At 30.7% G+C, this 19,292-nt stretch carries 20 protein-coding genes; 2 read left to right on the top strand and 18 right to left on the bottom strand.

What is annotated here, in order from left to right; all coding sequences use genetic code 11:
- Positions 1-9 precede the first annotated feature (9 nt).
- The 12 genes from L1S46_RS09605 to gnd form a co-directional block, all read right to left on the bottom strand.
- The gene (locus L1S46_RS09605; protein WP_238899846.1) at positions 10-708 is read right to left on the bottom strand and encodes an ABC transporter permease; all 699 of its coding nucleotides are present in this window, start codon (positions 706-708) and stop codon (positions 10-12) included.
- Positions 705-1,628, bottom strand: coding sequence for an ABC transporter ATP-binding protein (locus L1S46_RS09600; RefSeq protein WP_238899845.1), 924 nt, complete (start codon positions 1,626-1,628; stop codon positions 705-707). The genes L1S46_RS09605 and L1S46_RS09600 overlap by 4 nt, the downstream gene beginning before the upstream one ends.
- A 281-nt stretch (positions 1,629-1,909) precedes the next feature.
- Positions 1,910-2,545: a bifunctional 4-hydroxy-2-oxoglutarate aldolase/2-dehydro-3-deoxy-phosphogluconate aldolase gene (eda, locus tag L1S46_RS09595; protein ID WP_171788391.1), complete on the bottom strand. Its 636-nt coding sequence runs from the start codon at positions 2,543-2,545 to the stop codon at positions 1,910-1,912.
- A 2-nt stretch (positions 2,546-2,547) separates the two neighbouring features.
- The gene (gene uxuA / locus L1S46_RS09590) at positions 2,548-3,630 is read right to left on the bottom strand and encodes a mannonate dehydratase (protein WP_238899844.1); all 1,083 of its coding nucleotides are present in this window, start codon (positions 3,628-3,630) and stop codon (positions 2,548-2,550) included.
- A 12-nt stretch (positions 3,631-3,642) separates the two neighbouring features.
- Positions 3,643-4,095, bottom strand: a complete 453-nt coding sequence (locus L1S46_RS09585; protein WP_077855683.1) for a PTS fructose transporter subunit IIA — start codon at positions 4,093-4,095, stop codon at positions 3,643-3,645.
- A gap of 76 nt (positions 4,096-4,171) precedes the next feature.
- Positions 4,172-5,044, bottom strand: a complete 873-nt coding sequence (locus L1S46_RS09580; protein WP_077855682.1) for a hypothetical protein — start codon at positions 5,042-5,044, stop codon at positions 4,172-4,174.
- A gap of 55 nt (positions 5,045-5,099) precedes the next feature.
- Positions 5,100-5,603: a PTS sugar transporter subunit IIB gene (locus tag L1S46_RS09575; protein ID WP_012058423.1), complete on the bottom strand. Its 504-nt coding sequence runs from the start codon at positions 5,601-5,603 to the stop codon at positions 5,100-5,102.
- A 21-nt stretch (positions 5,604-5,624) separates the two neighbouring features.
- The gene (locus tag L1S46_RS09570) at positions 5,625-6,482 is read right to left on the bottom strand and encodes a PTS system mannose/fructose/sorbose family transporter subunit IID (RefSeq protein ID WP_012058422.1); all 858 of its coding nucleotides are present in this window, start codon (positions 6,480-6,482) and stop codon (positions 5,625-5,627) included.
- Between the two features lie 12 nt (positions 6,483-6,494).
- Positions 6,495-7,325: a PTS sugar transporter subunit IIC gene (locus tag L1S46_RS09565; RefSeq protein ID WP_012058421.1), complete on the bottom strand. Its 831-nt coding sequence runs from the start codon at positions 7,323-7,325 to the stop codon at positions 6,495-6,497.
- A 10-nt stretch (positions 7,326-7,335) separates the two neighbouring features.
- The gene (locus L1S46_RS09560) at positions 7,336-8,439 is read right to left on the bottom strand and encodes an iron-containing alcohol dehydrogenase family protein (RefSeq protein WP_238899843.1); all 1,104 of its coding nucleotides are present in this window, start codon (positions 8,437-8,439) and stop codon (positions 7,336-7,338) included.
- 11 nt (positions 8,440-8,450) lie between these two features.
- Positions 8,451-9,452 (bottom strand): D-isomer specific 2-hydroxyacid dehydrogenase family protein, encoded by a 1,002-nt coding sequence (locus L1S46_RS09555; protein WP_238899842.1) that lies wholly within the window; start codon positions 9,450-9,452, stop codon positions 8,451-8,453.
- A 2-nt stretch (positions 9,453-9,454) separates the two neighbouring features.
- Positions 9,455-10,357, bottom strand: coding sequence for a phosphogluconate dehydrogenase (NAD(+)-dependent, decarboxylating) (gene gnd / locus L1S46_RS09550; RefSeq protein ID WP_017212682.1), 903 nt, complete (start codon positions 10,355-10,357; stop codon positions 9,455-9,457).
- A 521-nt stretch (positions 10,358-10,878) separates the two neighbouring features.
- On the opposite strand from gnd, the gene L1S46_RS09545 reads away from it, so the two are divergent.
- Entirely contained in the window at positions 10,879-11,727 is an 849-nt protein-coding gene (locus L1S46_RS09545) for a MurR/RpiR family transcriptional regulator (RefSeq protein ID WP_023976534.1), read from the top strand.
- Positions 11,728-12,204: 477 nt separating this feature from the next.
- On the opposite strand, the gene L1S46_RS09540 is transcribed toward L1S46_RS09545, so the two are convergent.
- Both L1S46_RS09540 and L1S46_RS09535 read right to left on the bottom strand, forming a co-directional pair.
- Positions 12,205-13,494: a hemolysin family protein gene (locus tag L1S46_RS09540; protein ID WP_238899841.1), complete on the bottom strand. Its 1,290-nt coding sequence runs from the start codon at positions 13,492-13,494 to the stop codon at positions 12,205-12,207.
- A gap of 359 nt (positions 13,495-13,853) precedes the next feature.
- Positions 13,854-14,414 (bottom strand): nitroreductase family protein, encoded by a 561-nt coding sequence (locus L1S46_RS09535; protein WP_023976542.1) that lies wholly within the window; start codon positions 14,412-14,414, stop codon positions 13,854-13,856.
- A 281-nt stretch (positions 14,415-14,695) separates the two neighbouring features.
- On the opposite strand from L1S46_RS09535, the gene L1S46_RS09530 reads away from it, so the two are divergent.
- Entirely contained in the window at positions 14,696-15,508 is an 813-nt protein-coding gene (locus L1S46_RS09530) for a hypothetical protein (RefSeq protein WP_023976543.1), read from the top strand.
- A 226-nt stretch (positions 15,509-15,734) separates the two neighbouring features.
- On the opposite strand, the gene L1S46_RS09525 is transcribed toward L1S46_RS09530, so the two are convergent.
- From L1S46_RS09525 to L1S46_RS09510, 4 genes are all read right to left on the bottom strand, one after another.
- Complete coding sequence (locus L1S46_RS09525; protein WP_012058413.1) at positions 15,735-16,139, bottom strand: PTS sugar transporter subunit IIB; 405 nt, start codon at positions 16,137-16,139, stop codon at positions 15,735-15,737.
- 379 nt (positions 16,140-16,518) lie between these two features.
- A complete protein-coding gene (locus tag L1S46_RS09520) occupies positions 16,519-16,746 on the bottom strand; it encodes a hypothetical protein (protein WP_023976544.1) in 228 nt (75 codons plus the stop codon).
- Positions 16,747-16,963: 217 nt separating this feature from the next.
- A complete protein-coding gene (locus tag L1S46_RS09515) occupies positions 16,964-17,131 on the bottom strand; it encodes an aspartyl-phosphate phosphatase Spo0E family protein (RefSeq protein WP_039770849.1) in 168 nt (55 codons plus the stop codon).
- Between the two features lie 347 nt (positions 17,132-17,478).
- Entirely contained in the window at positions 17,479-19,191 is a 1,713-nt protein-coding gene (locus L1S46_RS09510) for a methyl-accepting chemotaxis protein (protein ID WP_238899840.1), read from the bottom strand.
- Between the last annotated feature and the right edge of the window lie 101 nt (positions 19,192-19,292).

Here is a 19,292-nt window from a genome sequence, read left to right as displayed (position 1 = left end):
TATAACCTCCTATTTTTGGTCTACATAATTCCACCATAATATAGTACCATAAACACCAATAAATAAAATAGCCAAAATCGTGAATTTACTGATCCAATTAATAAGCTGAGGATTATTTAAATATATTCCTGAAATTGTCCACGGGATATAACGACCTAAGGGCTGCGATCCAAAAATGGCAGCTATAATTATAGCTACAAAGGAAGTACTAACGGGAGCTAATATTCCTCGCGTGATGCTAGCGATAAGTGGGAATAGAAAACTAAGACTACAATTATAGAGTGTTACTATCCCTAACCTTTTTAGAAGAGTTCCAGTCAATAATACATCAAAATTTGTAAAATCCAAGCACAAACCCATGGCAAATGTCCCACCAATTGCTAATACTGTTATGCCTAAAAAACTTAATCCTAAAGCAAAAAACTTTGCACATACTAAACTTGTACGAGAAATTGGCAATGATAAAAGATCTTTAAAAGTTTGATCCTGATACTCTCTACCAAATACCCAGCTGCTTAAAATACCAAATCCCATTAATCCAATAACAGTAGAATACATAAAAAAAGTATTTTTCAAAAATTCTTCCCACGTTTTATCCTGCATATGGATAAGTAACAAAAAACTATAAAAAGCTAAAATATAAATTGGTATATGCCCCCGTATTATTTTGTAAAACTCAATTTTAGTCATTGACCATATCTGTTTCATAATGATTTGCCCTCCTTAATTGTTCTAAGAAAGAATTCTTCTAAACTTTCATTTACAGGTTGAAAAATCATTGGATTCAATTTCTGATTTTCTAACTGCTGTAATAAAGTAGAATATTGGTTAATAGATATATCCGAAACAAGTATTTCCTGTTCACTTACTGATGTGCATTGCAAGTTTTTTGTAGCAAGGTAATGTTCAAGATTCTTGACGGAGCCATCCGTTTTTATGTAAAGCTTTGATTCTCTGCAGACTTCAAATTCAGAAAAATTTAATTCTCGCAGCAGACGTCCATGTGCTAATATCCCAATTCGACTTACTAGCTTTTCCATCTCATCTAATAGATGGCTTGAAATAAAAATAGTTGTCCCATTTTTAGCCATTTCTAATAGAGAATTACGAACAACTACAAGCCCCTCCGGATCCAATCCATTTGTTGGTTCGTCTAACAAAAGAATTTTTGGTTTATGAATAAGCGCCTTAGCTAATCCAATTTTTTGATTGTTTCCTAAAGAAAGATCTTTTACCTTAACCTGTAGGTAATTATCTAGCAATAGACGCTGTGAAATGTCATCAATTCGTTTCTTAATTTCTGAATCTGGTATTAGCCTTTGCTTTGCATATAATATAAGATTTTCTTCTACAGTAAAATTTGGATAAGCATGTGGTGTTTCAATTAAGTAACCCACCTGATTCCAAAATTCAGAAGGCAGCTTTGAAATTGATTGTCCAGAATAATAAATTTCACCAGATGTAGGATTAATCATTTTAAGCAACATCCGCATTGTGGTTGTTTTTCCTGCACCGTTTAATCCTAGAAAACCATATATTTCACCTTCATTAGCTGTCAGATTAATATCATAAACACTATTTTTTGATCCGTAACTCTTTGTTAACTTCTTCGTTTGTATTATTGACAAAACGTAAACACCTCCAAGTTATACTTCATTTAAGGTACTGAAGTACCTTAAATGAAGTATAACATTGTAGATTATAAAACGCAATACTCAATATTCATGTTTTTTATTTATTCTTATCATTACTACTAAATTCCTTATCTCTATATTAATGCAGATTATTTTGAATATCTTCTTATCATTTACTGCAACAGTTTTTATGATTAGAATAGATGGTAACCAAGAGGTTATGGAGTCGCGTCGTTAATTACATGATCATCAAAAAAAAGCCGTGCAATATTGCACTAAGCTTTAATTTGATCAACCAATGATTTTAACAAGTTGCTCGTCTTTTCTTTCCCATCCTCTTTAATCATTTTTTCAGAAATAATAAATGATCCACCAACCGCTAAAATATTATCATTACTAATATAATCTATAAAGTTATCTGAATTAATTCCCCCTGTCGGCAAGAATTTCACATCATAGAATGGTCCACTTAATGCTTTAATTGCTTTTAAACCACCATAAATATCTGCTGGGAAATACTTTACAACATGAAGTCCATAACTAACTACTTTTTGAATATCAGTTGGAGTTGCTGTTCCAGGAAAAACTGGAACTTTGTTTTCAATACAATATTCAATTATCTCTGGAATCACTGCTGGAGAAACTATAAAACTTGCTCCATTTTCAATTGCCTTCTTAGCTTCTTCTAATGTACGCACAGTTCCCGCTCCAACAATTAACTTACCCGATTGTGAAAGTTTATTAATTGCTTCTAAAGCCAGATTGCTTCTAAATGTTACTTCTATAAAAGGTACATCATTTCGCAAAAGAATCTCTTCCAAATCATCTAAATACTTTAAATCAGTTGCAGTATAAAGTGGTAATAACTTTATTTCTCCTAATTTTTTATATACATCTACATTTACACTCATTATTATTGCTCCAATCCATTTTCTTTTTGAGATTTTGTGATAGCTTCATATAATCCTTTTAAATAAGTAAAACCTAAAGCACGATCATATAAACCATATCCTGGCATTGCTATTTCATCCCAAATTGAACGACCATGATCTGGACGGATGACACCATCAAAATTAACATCTACAAGCGCCTTCATAAGTGCATACATATCCAACGATCCATCTATACTCAAATGAGCGGATTCTCTAAATTTTTGTTTTCCCAAAAATTCAACATTTCTTAAATGTACAAATTGAATTCTATTTCCTAATTCATGTATGACTTTGACTAAATCTGTTTCTGGATTTGCTCCTAAAGATCCTGTGCAAAGTGTTACACCATTATAAGGAGAATCAATAATATTTATTATTCTTTTATAATCCTCTAAATTTTTTGTTACCCTTGGAAGATTAAAGATTTCCCATGGTGGATCATCCGGGTGAATCCCCATTTTCACATCAACTTCCTCACAAACAGGAATAACTTTTTTTAGAAAGTATGCAAGATTGTCAAATAAATCTTCTTCTTTAATATTTTCATACATTTCCATCAAATCATTAAACTTTTTCAGACGTTCTTCTTCCCATCCAGGTAATTTAAACCCATTGGATTGACTATTTATAAGCTTAAACATCTCACTCGCATCCATATGTTCTACAACAGACTGATCAAACAACAATGAATAACTACCATCTGGGTTTTCATATTTCAAATTTGTCTTAGCCCATCCAAAGATTGGTTTAAAACTATAACATACTAAATGAATATCACATGCTGCTAAATTTCTAATTGTTTGAATATAATTATCAATATAATGATCACAGTCTTTTGTTCTTGCTTTAATTGCATCATGAACTGCAACACTTTCAATACCAAGTAACTCCAATCCCTCTTTTTCGATTGAAGCCTTAAATTCTTTAATTTCATCAATTTCCCAAACATCTCCAGGTAACTTATTTAATAAGGTCCCTACAACACCATCTGTTCCTGGAACTTGCCTGAAATGTTTTAAAGGAATAGAGTCTTTCGCTCCATACCATCTAAATCCCCACTTCATTTTATCCCTCCATCAAAAATCATCATCTTCATCAGCTTCATTAGCATCTACATCAATAGGAAAATGCCATGAGCTAATACATTCTTTTGCTTGTTCTGTAGCTGATTTTGCAACTATTTCAATTTGTGTCCCTAAAATTTGATGATTGATTATTTCTAATAACATAGGTAAGTTAACTCCACCAATAATATAAACTTTATCTTTTAATTCACTCTCTAATTGGTTTGTAACAAGAACTGATTGGTTATATGGGCTTGCGCTCACTAAATCAACTAATACCACAACACCATCACCTTGATTTACTTCTAAAATAGCGTTATTTATCTTCTTACCAAGTTTCTCAACATCATCTCCTGCATTTAAATTTACAGTTGCGATATTTTCTGTATTCCCCATAATAACTTCAGCTGCATCTTTTATACCGTTGCTTAAGGTACCATGTGTGGCTATTACAATTCCTAACATGATTTAATCTCCTTTTATATTTTGATTTAAGGCATAATCAAAAATAATCATGACTTTTTGGACTCTTTATTTTCTTTCATATGCCTAACAATTCTATTACTTGAGTAAAATGGCTATAATTTAAATTTTTCTTATTTAACTTTGACTTATCTAAGTAAAACTCTTTATCTTGATTCATATCTGCACAAAATAAATAATTGATTTGACCTCTAGGTGATACATATCGGATTTCTTTAGATTCAGCAAGCTCTTCTTTAAATTGTTTACCCATTACATTTAAAGTGGCATCTGCTCCAATAGAATCTAAAAAATAAACCTTTGCATTCTTTTTTGCAGAACTCATTAAGACATCTAATCCTCGTCTGCCATAACAACCGTCATCAATAAATGCATAAGCAACTTTTTTCTGATTTTGATTCTCTGTTAACATCTGTAGCAAGCAAAGTACTGAAGATGTATTTCTAATTAAATTCTTTCGATTCCACTCACCTTTTGATAACTTTGATAAAATAATAAAATATCCGCCGTATATTAGTGCAAGACATGCTGTTTGCACAGAAAATAAAACAAATGGTGCAAAAACCAATTTCATATATAAAAGTGTTCCTAGAATACCCAGGAAAATCCAAATTAGAGACATACAAAGAACGGCTTTTGTAGTTTGTTTTTCTTGTTTTTTTCTATTAAACAATACATAATCTCCTAAATAGGCTGGAGGTGTATCATAATAAGTACAAACGATTTGATCTGCCTTTTCAATATCTCCAACATATACATTTCGTGCACTGGCTTTTTTTTGATTACTATATTCGATTACGGAAATATCTTTTCGCACTTGTGATATATCTGTTACAAGCGCCTTCAAAAATCTAGTTTTCTCTTTATTGCTATTCCGTGAGCTATACATAAACGAATACCTAGCCAATCTATCGTTAAAAATATCCTCCATGATAAACCTCCAATTTTTATTATAAGGAAAATAATAATCTTTCATTTAAAAACAATTATTTAAATTTACTAACAACATCTTTCAATTCTGTTTTAGGAGCAGAAGGAGTAGCTTGGAAATAGATATTCTCTACTCCATATTTATCTTTCATTTCTACTAATCTATCTACATCCTCTTTGTTTATATAAACAGATTTTGTAACTAGTAAATCTTTACTTGCATCTTTTTGTGCAATACCTCCAATATTCAATTCTTTCATTGGCACTCCATGTTTAACCAAGTCATACATGACTTTTACAGTTTTTGCTATCAAGATACAATTATAATCTTTGAATTGATATTCATCCCAATAGAATTTAGCTTTCTCTGGCGTAATTACTATTGTTTTTTGTCCGGTACGGCTACCTGCATTTTTATATAAATCTCTCATGAATGGGTCTTTTGCTACAACTTCATCTACTACAAAAATTGAATTTACCCCGCTCTTTTGTGAAAGAGTCACCATAACTTGTCCATGAATTAAACGTTCATCTACTCTTGCTAAATTTATAACACCCATTTTTCAACTCTCCTTTTTACTCTATAGAATTCTAACGCTAGCTAAAACAATTAAAATTAATGTTAACCATAATAATGCTGGTGTAACTTTTAAACCTTTTTTATTGTAGAACAAATAAACTCCCATAACTACTGCTAATGGTAAAATACCCGGAGCAACAGAATCTAAAATATTTTGGATAATGAATGCTTTTCCAGAAATCGTAAATTGTAAATTTGCACTAACTTTTACATAGTTACCTGCTAAGATTCCCATCATAAATAGACCTAAAACAGATAAAGTATCGATTGCAGTTTTAACACCTGTACTTCCCATCAATCCTGTTGCGTTGCGTCCCATATCAAATGCTTGACGAGCAAAGAATAGACCCAATAAAACTTGGTAAAGTGCAAAGCAAACGAATGGGAACAACGCTCCTAATGGACTACCTTGCTGTGCCCAGGGAACTGCGATGGCAATAAAGATATATTGCACAGTCCCTGAGTCAATTGCATCACCAATTCCAGCAAGTGCACCCATTAAACCAGCTTTTGTGTTATACATCAAATCATCTTGCATTGTTATTTCTGATTGTTCATATTCTTCTTTTGCACGTTGTGATTCCATGGAAGCCATTAAACCAGTAATAACTCCACCACCCCAGCTTAACTGAGTATTGAAAAATAATAGTTGTCTTTTATAAGCAGCTTTTAACGATTCATCATCTTTGTATAATTTTCTTAAAATTGGCATCATTCCATACAACAAAGAAGATGCAAGATATCTTTCAAATGAATGTGGAATTTCATTCGCAAAATGCCATCTTAAATATGCTTTAGTAACATCCTTTTTTGTGATCTCTTCTGGAGCTTTAGCAGCTCTTTTTACATTTTCACTCATTTTATCTACTCCTTAAAACCCATCATCATAATCATCTTCATCTAATGTCTCTGTACCCTTAACAACATTTGTACTAGGAACATTCTTTCCTTTTTGAGACATACTGAAAATTAAAGCAATCAATAGACCAAACACAGCATAAGTTACCATTGTAATATTCAATGATTTTAATGAAACACTCATGAAATACGCCAAGAAAAAGAATGCTAAGTAATCCTTACGTCCAATTACATAAACTGTTGTGGCAATACCAATAGCGGCTAATCCACCACCAACAACTTCAAGTATATGAATGACATAACTTCCTTTCAAAGCATTGATTACATCTGCAATAATTGGTGCCCCAAAATATAAAGCTACAAATACCAATGGTACAAATAAAGCAAATGATGCAATTGTAGGTAAAAGAATTATCGAACGCTTAATAGCGCCATCATTTAAATCTTCTACAGCTTTATCTGTATATTTACCTAAGAATGTATTGATAAAAAAACGGAATTGATATAAATAACTTCCTAACAAACCAACTGGAACTGCGACAGCAATAGCGGCTTCAGGCTGTAAATTTCCTAATAAAGCAACCGGTACTGCGATAGCTGCTGCAATAGATGGTTCTTGTGGCATGGATCCTCCTGGAGAAAAAACACCCATATAAATCAACTGCAGCGCTGCTGTAACAATCATTGCTTGGCCAACATTTCCCATAACAATACCAACAATCAAACCAGTCATTAAAGGTGAAAATCGAAGCGTTAGTGAAGCTCCTCCACCAAACCATCTTGACATAACCGCGCCAACCCACAAAGCGATTAAAAAACTCTGTAATACACTTAAAGTTTCCATTACTCTTCTTCTACCTCTTTTCTACATATTTTTCTAAATCAAAGATTGTTTTTTTCAAAATATCTGGCGTAATTACAATAGGAATCAAATGAACTTTTTCTTTTGAATTAATAAAACCAACTATATCATCAAGAACTTTTTCATCTTCTGGATACAATTCCATATAATGCAGAGATACAGGTAGTTTCAAATCTGAATAGAAAGGCATTAAAGAATCAATCGTCGACCATTTGCCTTCTAGAGCCAACTGGTATAAAACCCCATAAGCTACTTTTTCGCCATGAAGATATGAATGGCTTTCCGGAATATATTTAGCTATTGCATCATGCATTGCATGTGCTGCGGCATTACGGGCATATTTATCTCCCAATCCTCCACATAAACCTGCAACTGCTATCACAATTTCAGATAAATGTACAAATTCCTCCGAAACTACTTTATTCTCCATATCTTTCATTGCTTTAGCCGATTCTTTTACAATTGATTCATTACATAACTTTGCAGTATAGCTTGCTAACTTCAAAAAAGGTTCGTTCTGTAAATGTTTTTGAGCTAAAATAGAATCTGATTCATACCATTTTGCAATTGTATCTGCCAACCCTGCAATGAAGTAACGTACTGGAGAATCAATCACCAAATGCGGATCTGTTATCAGGAAACTAGCCTGCCTCATATAATGCTCAGATTTTCCTTCTGATTCTCCACTTTCCTTATACATAACAGATAGAGGTGTCCATGGTGCACAATTACTAACCAAAGTTGGAACGACCCCATATTTAACATTACAAATATGACCAGCATATCCAACAAGATCTACAAGCTTTCCACCACCAACTCCAATAATAAAATCGATATCATTTTCTTCAACGATTTGTGCTATTAAATCTGCACCATAATAACTACATTCACCTGTATATTGATGATAAAAAACATTTTGATCTATCGTTTCTAAAAACTTCATCTTTGGCTTTGCTTTTTCCCAAGAAATTGTTCCATGTACGATCAAGATATTCTTTGATTTATGTTCTTTTAATAATTGCGGAATAAAATCAATTGCACCTTCATGATACCTATAGAACTCAGGACCAACTTTAACCTTTAAATCTGTCAACATTTTTATCCCCCCTATTTTTTAATGAATTTACTTGTTGACTGAATTGCCCTTTCTGGTAAAATACCTTGAACTATTTGTTCCACATCTGTTACGCATTTATTACCCATTTGCTCTAGACATTCTATAGTATAAGCTGATGTATGAGGAGTTATTAAAACGTTATCAAAAGCTAGATAAGGATGGCTCTTTCTTCCTGGCTCTTCTTCTAAAACATCTGTCGCAAAACCAGCAATTTTTCCAGATTTCAATCCCTCAATAACCGCATTTTCATCCAATAATGCTCCTCGCGCACTATTCGATATGTAAACACCGTCTTTCATTTTTTCTATTTCGTTTTTAGATATCATATGATAACTTTCTTTGGTTAAATTTGCACAAAGACAAATAATATCAGAAGAAGTCAACAATTCATCTAATTCAACTTTTCTTGCCCCATAAGTCTGTAAATACAAATCTGACTTGTATGGGTCATAAGCTAAAACATTACATCTAAAGCCATTTCTAACAATCTCTACTACACAACTTCCTGTGTTTCCAACTCCAATAACACCTACTGTTTTATTAAAAAGTGCATGTCCAACAAATTCAGCTCGATCTTCCCAACGATCCGCTTTAACTCGATTACTGGACTCCATTGTTTTTCTTAATACAGCCAGCAAATTTGTAATGTTGTTTTCTGCGACTGCGTCCCGTTCTACTAAAGCCGGAACTATTGTAACAATAGTATCATGTTCTTTTGCCGCATCGATATCAATATTGTTGTATCCAATTCCATGACGTGTAATCAGCAAAAGCTCATCTTTATAATCAAAAAACTCTTTAGTGAAAAATGGGGTTACACTTGCAATGATAATATTGTATCCACTTAATAAGTTTGCAAGTTCTTTTCCATTCATTTCATTATCAACTTGAAAATAATCAACAGCTCCTATTTCCTTCAAACGATCAATGTGTTCAGGGAATATCTTTCCAAAACTACTTGAATTAACAATAGCTATCTTATATTCTCTCATATCTACTTATCCTTCTTTACAATAGAATGTCCACCAAATCCGTTTCGTAAAGCCGAAACTACCTTTGCAGAAAAACTATCATCTTCTTGAGACAAATTACGCATAAATAAACTTAAAGCAATTGTTGGTACTGCAATCCCCATATCCAAAGCAGTTTCAATAGTCCATTTTGCTTCTCCAGATGCAGCAACAACTCCTCTGTAGTCTTCTAAATTCAGACTAGCTTTGAATTGTGATTCAGCAATTTCCATAAGCCAACCTCGAATAACAGATCCGTTATTCCAAACCCTTGCAACAGCAGCTAAATCATAATCAAATTCACTTTCTTTAACAATTTGAAAACCTTCACCGATTGCTTGCATCATTCCGTATTCGATTCCATTATGGATCATTTTCAAAAAGTGACCACTTCCTGATTGGCCAGTATATAAGTAACCCTTTTCAACTGATATATCTTTGAAAATTGGCTCTATATCCTTAAATACTTCAGGATCTCCACCAATCATCGTACATGCACCACCAAGTGCTCCAGAAGTTCCACCTGATGTTCCACAATCAAAATAAGATATTTCTTTCTCCTTAAAATTCTTTGCACGTCGTATTGAATCCTTAAAATTTGAATTTCCACCTTCAATGACAATGTCATTTGGAGAAAGTAAATTCAGCAATTGATTCAATACAGATTCCGTAATTTCTCCAGCAGGTAACATAGACCAGATAACTCTTTTTTCAGTAAATGAAGTAACTATTTTCTCTAAATTATCAAATGTTTTTATACCTGCCTTTTCAGCATTTTCTTTTGCTTTATCAGATAAATCAAATCCCATAACATCATAATTATGATTCTTTAAATTACATGCTATGTTTAACCCCATCTTACCAAGACCTATAATTGCTATTTTCATACAATCCCTCCATTTCATGTCTCTATTGTATCAAAAAAAATTTTTTTTGTAAATATTTTTATAAAAAAAAATTTTTTTGATACAATTGCGCTTTTCTCATACTTCTATCTCTATCCGCCTCTTGCAATTTCAGAAATACTATGATATTTATATAAAGTAGCAGACATATTAAGTCGTTATAGTTAAAAGATTACTAATGATTTAGTTGTTAGTGCTTTAAAAATGCTTATTATAGTTAGTCTTCTCATAAAAATAAGGAACTGAGTTGACTTGTCGTATTCAAGATATTGACACAAAATTACTATTTGATATACTTATAACAATGCTATTTTTTAATAATTCAACCACTTTTCATACATATTAAACTCACTTGTTCATTCGACCATATGAACAAAAAATCTATATCATTTTCTTTTATAAATTTGATTTTTATATATAGTACTATTTAAAATATACATTACACTCAAAATTTTTTATTGTTTTTAAAGTTACATACATCATTTATAAAAAGGAGGACCAACATGGAGGTATCTGTTAGACTTAAAATTAAATCGTTATACAATGGATTAAGTACTAAAGAACAAAATATTGCAGACTATATACTTGAAAATCCCATTTCTGTGGCTCACAATTCTATCAGCTATTTATCTGATGAACTCAATGTTGCAGACTCTACCTTATTTCAATTCGCAAAAAAACTAGGCTATTCTGGCTTTAAAGAGTTTAAGATGGCTATCTTAATTGAAGAAAATAATTTTTCAACTACATCAATTCATGAAAAAATTGAAATTGATGATAATGAATTAACTATGGCACAAAAAGTCTTTGATTCAAACATTAAAACACTAACTAATACTAAGAAGATATTAGGGTTAGACGATTTGAAAAAAGCGGCTGAGATTATATCCAATTCAAATCTACTATATTTTTTTGGTGTCGGCGGATCAGGAATACTTGCAGAAGATGCATATCATAAATTTTTACGTTCCCCAGCCCATGTCCGTCATAGTACTGATTATCATATACAGCTTATGGAAGCATCTTTATTAACACCACAGGATTGTGCAATTTGTATCTCACATACAGGAAAATCAAAAGAAACTATCAGGATTGCTGAAATAGTAAAAGAAGCTGGTGCAAAAGTAATTGTTATAACTAGTCATGCATCTTCTCCTCTAGCTAAGATAGGTGATGTCGTTTTTATTTCTATATCTGAAGAAATTGAATTTCATTCGGAAGCCTTATCTTCTCGTATATCTCAATTGAGCATCTTAGATTCACTCTATGTAATTTTGATGTTTATGAATAAAGAAAAATCAAAAGAGGCTTTATCTAAAGTTAGACGCACTATATGGGACGTAAAGCATTAAAACCTATTACAACAAGATTTTATTGAACCGTGATTAATGTTATCCTTTAAAGCGGATTATTTTATTGAAAGTTGAAGTCGGGATTAATTATCCCGACCTCTAGCTAATCAATTTGATTAATCAGCATTAGTTTATTATCTGATAGAATAAGCTCTTTCCATTTCATTAAGGGGTAGCGCTACTAAAACTTTCAGCGGAATTTACATCTCCACTTCCTTTGTACTCAGGATACGCAGGATATTCTAAAGACGGACGTGTACGACCTTTAGTCTTTTCAGAAAATAAAATTTATAATGTTAAGAGCAATCTGCTTTTTATAACAATATTGTAAAATTCTAAAATTCTTAAAAATATACATTCTTAAATTCTTTAGAATTTAAGAATGTCTAACGAATAACCATATATCTTTGACGAGGATTCACAAAAAATACTTTAAAACTCTACAAAAGACTTATCTGATATTTATTTAATATAAAGCTATTCTTTTTTAACAATTAAAATTTTATTTATTCTTTTACTATCACATTTTAATATCACAAACTCACATTCCTTATAATTAATTTTATCATTAACTTGTGGATATGATTTTAGTTGTGAATAAACCCATCCGCCTATAGTATCAATATTTTCAACCTCAATTTCTGCATCTACCAGTTCATTTATATCTTCAATATGAACTTTTCCGTCCACTATATATTTACCATCTTCAATTTTCTTAATTTCTTCCATCTCTTCATCGAACTCATCTTGAATTTCGCCAACTATTTCTTCTAAAATATCTTCAATCGTTACAAGCCCAAATGTTCCTCCATATTCATCAATAACTATAGCCATTTGTATTTTTTCTTTCTTAAATATCTTTAATAGTTCACTTATTGACATTGACTCTGGAACAAATTTGATTTCTCTAATGATGTTTTTTATATTATTATCATTTCCTTCAATTTTAAGCTTATATAAATCCTTAATATGTATAAACCCACTAATATTATCTTTACTATCAGTACATACCGGATATCTAGTTAACTGTTCTGCTAAGGCATATTCAATTATTTCATCAAAAGAACCTTCAAGAAAAATGCATGCCATATCAGTTCTGGGTATCATTATTTCTTTTACTGTCTTCTCAGAAAAATCAAATATATTATCTACAAAAGTTAATTCAGTTTTATCTATTAAACCATGCTTATAACTTTCTTCAACCAATAGCTTTATTTCCTCATCGGTATGAGCTGCCTCATGTTCATCAACTTGAGAAAGCCCAAATATCTTTAGTATAAAATTTGTAGTGTGGTTAAACAACCACATAATTGGATAAGTTAAATTATAAAACATAATCAAAGGTAAAGATGTAAGCATTGCTATCTTCTCTGCGGTTATAATGGCTAATGATTTAGGTACTAGCTCTCCAAGTACAATATGAAGAGTAGTTATAATTGAGAATCCTAAAACAAATGAAATTGAGTGCGCAGTTCCTTCTGAAATGTTAAATAAATTAAATAATGGCATTAACATATCTGACACTGCCGGTTCTCCAATCCATCCTAAACCTAAAGATGCTAAAGTTATTCCTAATTGACATCCAGATAAATATGAATTCAAATTATTTACAACCTTTAAAGTGTGTTTAGCACTTTTATTCTCTTCAAGGACTAATGTTTCTATTCTAGACTTTCTTACTTTTACAACAGCAAATTCAGCTGCGACAAAAAAACCATTCATAAGTACAAGTAAAATCACAATAACAATATTTATTAATATATTCATTTATTCATATACCTCCAAAATAATCTCTACTAACCACCACTTATGCTACAGAATTCAAGAAATAGTATAAAGTGTATGCTAATAAAAAATAAATACAAATGCCTTGCATTTTCTGTAATACATCTATATCATAGTTTAACTATAAAATCATTTCTTCATTCTTAAGAGAAAGTTTTATTTTTTCAATTCTTTTTTCTATCATTTCTTTTATTTTAAAAACTAAATTATCATATTCTACATTTGGAAATTTATATAACAAAAGAACTCTATAGCCTGAATATTTTCCAACTATAGAGTATCACTAATCATTTTTTTCTTTCACATATTTAGAAGTCGCCTTTTTAACTCATCACTCTTTTTTATTTTACTATATTTACTGTTCCTTCTTTTCTTGTTGGAGCTTTTGGTTCTTTCCCTCCATTAAAGCCTAGCGTTGCTGTACCAAATGTCGCATAGTTTTCTGGAATTCCTAGCTCAGTAAGCACATTTCTGACCTTAGGATCATCTCCAACCATAGCTAAGGTATGTACCCAACATGATCCAATGTTAAGTGAATGAGCTGCTAACATTATGTTTTGTATTGCTGCAGCACAATCAGACTGTCCTACTGGTAAGTTTTTATCACAAGATGTTATCACTATAGTAGGTGCATTATAAAATGGGTTAAAGTTTGGATTATTGGCCATCTTATTTATCTGCTCTATAGGAGAATTTTGTAATGCTTCTTTAGCTGCTGAAATCAGCTTATTTATCTTCTCTCTATTTTGTACAGCTGTAAAATGCCAATCCTGACTATTCATTCCGCTTGGAGCAAACTTAGCAGCTTCTAATATTTTATTTAAGTCTTCATCGGAAATTTGCTCTTCTTTATACACTCTTATACTTCTTCTTGTTATGATACTTTGTATTACTTCGTTCATTATTTTTCTCCTTCCATTTAAGCCCCAATATAACTTTATTTATATTATTATATTGATTAGATTAATTATAAATTTGTCTAGAACTTTCATTCTAGTATATAGTATTATCATTTTTGCAATAAATATATAAATCCGGCGCTAATAAATTTATATGATTAACATTCCTTTTCACATAAATTTCACATTACAGAATTATAATTCCCTTATAGCCGGTTATTTCTATATTAATCTATGTTTTTAACATAAAAATAAATTTTTATATGACGTAAGGAGAGATAATTATGAAAAAGAAAAAAATACTAGGAATTGCAATAGCAGCTATGATCTCAATATCAAGCCTTGTTCCAGCATTCGCTGATGATGCTTCTACACAAAATGTAACAAATAGTGTTACTACAGGACAAGTATCGCAAAATAATAAGGCAGATAAACTTGCAAAACTTACTCAAAAAGCTTCTAAACTTGGAATAGATATTACTGGATTAACTAATGATCAAGCAAGATCAAAAATAAGAGCTGCTGTAGCTCAAAAACTTGGGATTGATATAACAGGTCTATCAGATAAAGATGCTTCAGCTAAAATTAAAGCAGCTTTTGAGGAAAAGACTCTTGAAAGACTTAATAAAAAAGCAACTGAATTAGGTATAGATATAACAAATCTTTCACCTGATAACGCTAGAGCTAAGATTCTATCTGCAGAGGCAGGGAAACTTGGAATTGATATAACAGGACTATCAAATAAAGATGCTTCAGCTAAAATTAAAGCAGCTCTTGAAGCTAAAAGCCTTGCCAATTTAACTAAGAAAGCAACAAAACTTGGAGTTGATATAACAGGTTTATCTAATAAAGATGCTAGAATAAAATTAAATCAAGCAGAGGCTTCTAAACTTGGAATAGATGTTACAGGTCTATCAAATGAAGATGTAATAGCTAAAATTCAAAGTGCAAGAGCTGAGAAATTAGGAATCGATATAACAGGATTATCATTTAAAGATGCTCAAGCTAAAATTAAAGCAGCATCTGAAGCTAAAAAAGAAGCTCATCAAAAGAAAAATACATCAACAACTACAACAACTGATACTTCCGTACAATAATTTCATTAAAGAAGAGATGCTTTCACAAATTTGAAGGTATCTCTTCTTTACTATGTTATAATATGTGAATTTTAAGACCACATTTTCTATAATTTAAAGAATTTTATATATAGGATTTTAAAAATTCAGCTCACTGAAGACTACATCATAAATTATAAAATAATTGAAGTACGATAATTTTATAAAAGATGAACTATATTCTTTATAACTTATATACAAAGATTTATTAAACTTTGCTATTTCTGTAAGCCACATGCCTAGTAACCATCATGGTGTTTTCTTCCCCTGGAAAATATACTGGATTAATTTTAGTTTCATTATACAGATTGATTGCATCTACTACATCTATTGCTAATTCCTTAAAACTAATGAGACCATACATTCTCGGTGGAAGGATATAGATAGGTTTATCAATCTTTGAAGTTTTCACAAATTTCTTAACTTGCATTATTAGATGGGGACAACATACAATTATATCAAATTCATTCATTCTCTTATTTACTAATAAAAATGGAGAAAATTCAATTGAATAATCATTTTGCATATTATTCTCTAATATCTCCTTTTCAACCTTACTGGCTAGGGTACTTGATGAAAAGCCCCCTCCACAGCACAAAAGTATTCTTATCATTTCTAATCCTCCACTGCCTATTATTAATCTTAAACACTAAAGATTTATAGATAAACCAACTATAATCCATACTTATGCGTATAGCTCACCGAAATGAATAATATACTTTTGTTCCAGTTTCTCGGTAATTATGATTGGTGATTCTAAGGCTATAAAGTTGCACCCAAAGTGCTAGCCTCAAAGAACAAGCTTTGAACTAGCACATTTGGAACAACTTATAGCCAAAGAATCACATCCATCAAAATTACCAATGAAACATTCCACAAAAGTATATTACTCATTTCTGGTTGGAATATATTTCATAGTCTAAGTATAGTTTATCATTATATTATCTATATAAATATCAACTTATTCAAATAAATATATTTATTTGAATATACTAAACTTTATCAGTTTTTTTTAATTTGACAATTCCATCTTTAATCGTTATTTGATTAGTTTCCTCTAAATATCTTAGAGTGGGCTCTATACGTTCCTTTACTCTTCCAAGTTTTGAGCCGAGCAGAGTCTTTTGATAAGTTGTGAAACATATTCTATCCAATTCATACAAGTTCATGCCATCTGGTCTTATCTTAAGATTCATTATGACTTTTTCTATAGTATTCATAAGATTCCCTCCTTATACATATCTAATTATACAGCAATATGTAAATTTCTTCCATAAAATTTAATTATATAAAGATGAATCATACTTTCCATAGTCCAGCGAAATAAAAATATTTCTACTTTCTATCTATTATCATATAGGTCTAATACATATTTTTTTCATATATATAAAATGAATTATATTATTTAAGACTTCTATATTAGTGATATGAATTTCTTTAAATCCCGTTATCGAGTAGCTCGTTGTATTGATTTATTATGTCGTCTAATCTTTGACTAGCAGTAATAACTTCTATTCCTAATAAACTTTTTTCATTATTTATAATTTCATATAAGGATTGTCTCATTTTACAAATCATTTTCTCTATCTCTATTATTTTTTCCAAATTATACTCCCCCTTACTTTTTTATAAGTATAACTCTAAAAAAATACATTTGCTGTATCAATTGTTACATTATGTAACAAACCTCACTTGTTATATATCGCAATAAATTATATAATCACTAAAAATAAAATATTCTATATTAATATTTATACAAAAAAATCGCATACAACTGTTGAGCCATAGATTTTACTAGAACATAAATTTCCCAAAAATAAAACAAAGCCAAATAAACATTCTACTAAAATGAATATTTGGCCCTACATACATTCTAAAAATTTAAATTCCTTATCTTTTTTCAAAGCGCCTGGATAAAACAATTCTATATATTATTCAGAACTTATATATTTCTAGACTTTAAATTTATTTGCCATTTCTATCATGCTATCAGCCATCTCTGATGTGTCTTTTGCCTGATTAGTAACATTATCTACTGAGGCGCTAGTTTCGCTGATACTTGCAAATATCTCTTCTACACTAGAAGCTGATTGCTGTGATTTTGACGAAATATTTACTATAGCATTATTGACTTTAGATACATTATCTGCAATTTTAATTGCTGACTCAGCAATCTCTTTTGACATTTCATTCACAACTTCAGCATCTTTTTCATATTGATTTCCTATAGACTTCAACATTTCGTAATCTGGTCTAACCTGACTATCAATAAATCTCAATATATCTTTAGTATTATTAGTAAAGTTTTCAATAACACTTCCAACTGTACCTATATTTTTCTTTATATCTATAACTGTTTCTGATGACTTCTCAGCTAATTTTCTAACTTCCTCTGCAACTACAGCAAATCCTCGACCTGCATCCCCTGCATTAGCAGCCTCTATGGATGCGTTAAGTGCTAGAAGATTAGTTTGTTCAGCTATTTGACCAATAGCTTCTGTCATTTTTTCTATTTCTTTAACTATCTTTATATCCTCAATTGCTTTTTTAATCTTAATTTCTTTTTCATTATATAGGCTTATTGCATTATTAGATGACTCTTCCACTTTTTCTTTTACATTTACTGCTCTTTTCATAATTTCATCTGAATCTAATTCTCTCTTTTCAGCATTTCTGCTAAGTTCATCTGTCAGTTTTTCTATTTCCATTGTATATGAACTAACATCTTGAGTTGCCGCACTTAAATTCATGCTTGCATCAGCAATTTCATGGGTTACAGTTTTAATATTATTCATAGTTGCAGACATTTCTTCCATTGTTGAAGTTAGATCTTCATTTGAAATTCTGACATTTTTCATACGATTAGTAAGTTCTATAATAAGATTTTTCACGTCTAATACAGCAATATTCAATGCTTTTGACATATTACCTATTTCATCATATGCATTTATATTTATTTTCTCAGTAAGATCTCCTTCCGCTAAACCATTAGCAAAATTAACTATACTGTTTATTCTCTTTCTTAACCAAATTGCTAACCCACCACTTAATATGGCTAATATCAATGCTGAAATAACAATAAATATTGCAAGAAATTTAAACGAATTTTTAAAAACTGCGTTACTTGATTCCGATGTTTCTTTGGCCGCATCAATATTTTCATTTATTACAACATTTATATCATTTGCTATCTCTTCTCTTAAAGTAAAATACTCCGAATTATATAATTCAATAGCTTCCTCATAATTATTGTCAGTAACATCCTTTATTATCTTTGTTCTTATATCCCTATACCTAGTTAATGCATCTTTAACTTTTTTATAATCAGCTTCTTCTTTTTCACTAGAATAAGGTATTTTTTCAATTTCTTCAAAAGTTTTATTATTTAAATCAGATAAATCTGCTAAATCTTTTTGTGCCTCATCTATATCATTTTTAAAATTACTATTAATAATATGTTCCATATCAGATAGTCCTAAGTTAGTATTACTTTTTACTACATATAACTTCTGAAGTCTCATTAAATTATTATTATAAATTTTATCTGTATTTATATTTAGTTTGTTCATGCTAAATAGACCAGCTATGCCGACTAAAACTAAGAATACAGTACATATCACACTACTTCCTATTAATTTTTGGGATATTTTCATTTTCTTAAACATTGTATTTATCCTTCCCTTCGTCCTTTAAGATATAAAAGTTATCATGTTTAATCCCAATACCTAATTCCATAACCATTCTATAAACTACTAAGCTTAATCAC

The organism is Clostridium sp. YIM B02500, from assembly GCF_022324665.1.
GTDB lineage: Bacteria > Bacillota > Clostridia > Clostridiales > Clostridiaceae > Clostridium > Clostridium beijerinckii.
Note: the sequence above shows the minus strand (reverse complement) of the source record. Positions and strands in the feature narration are given on the sequence as shown.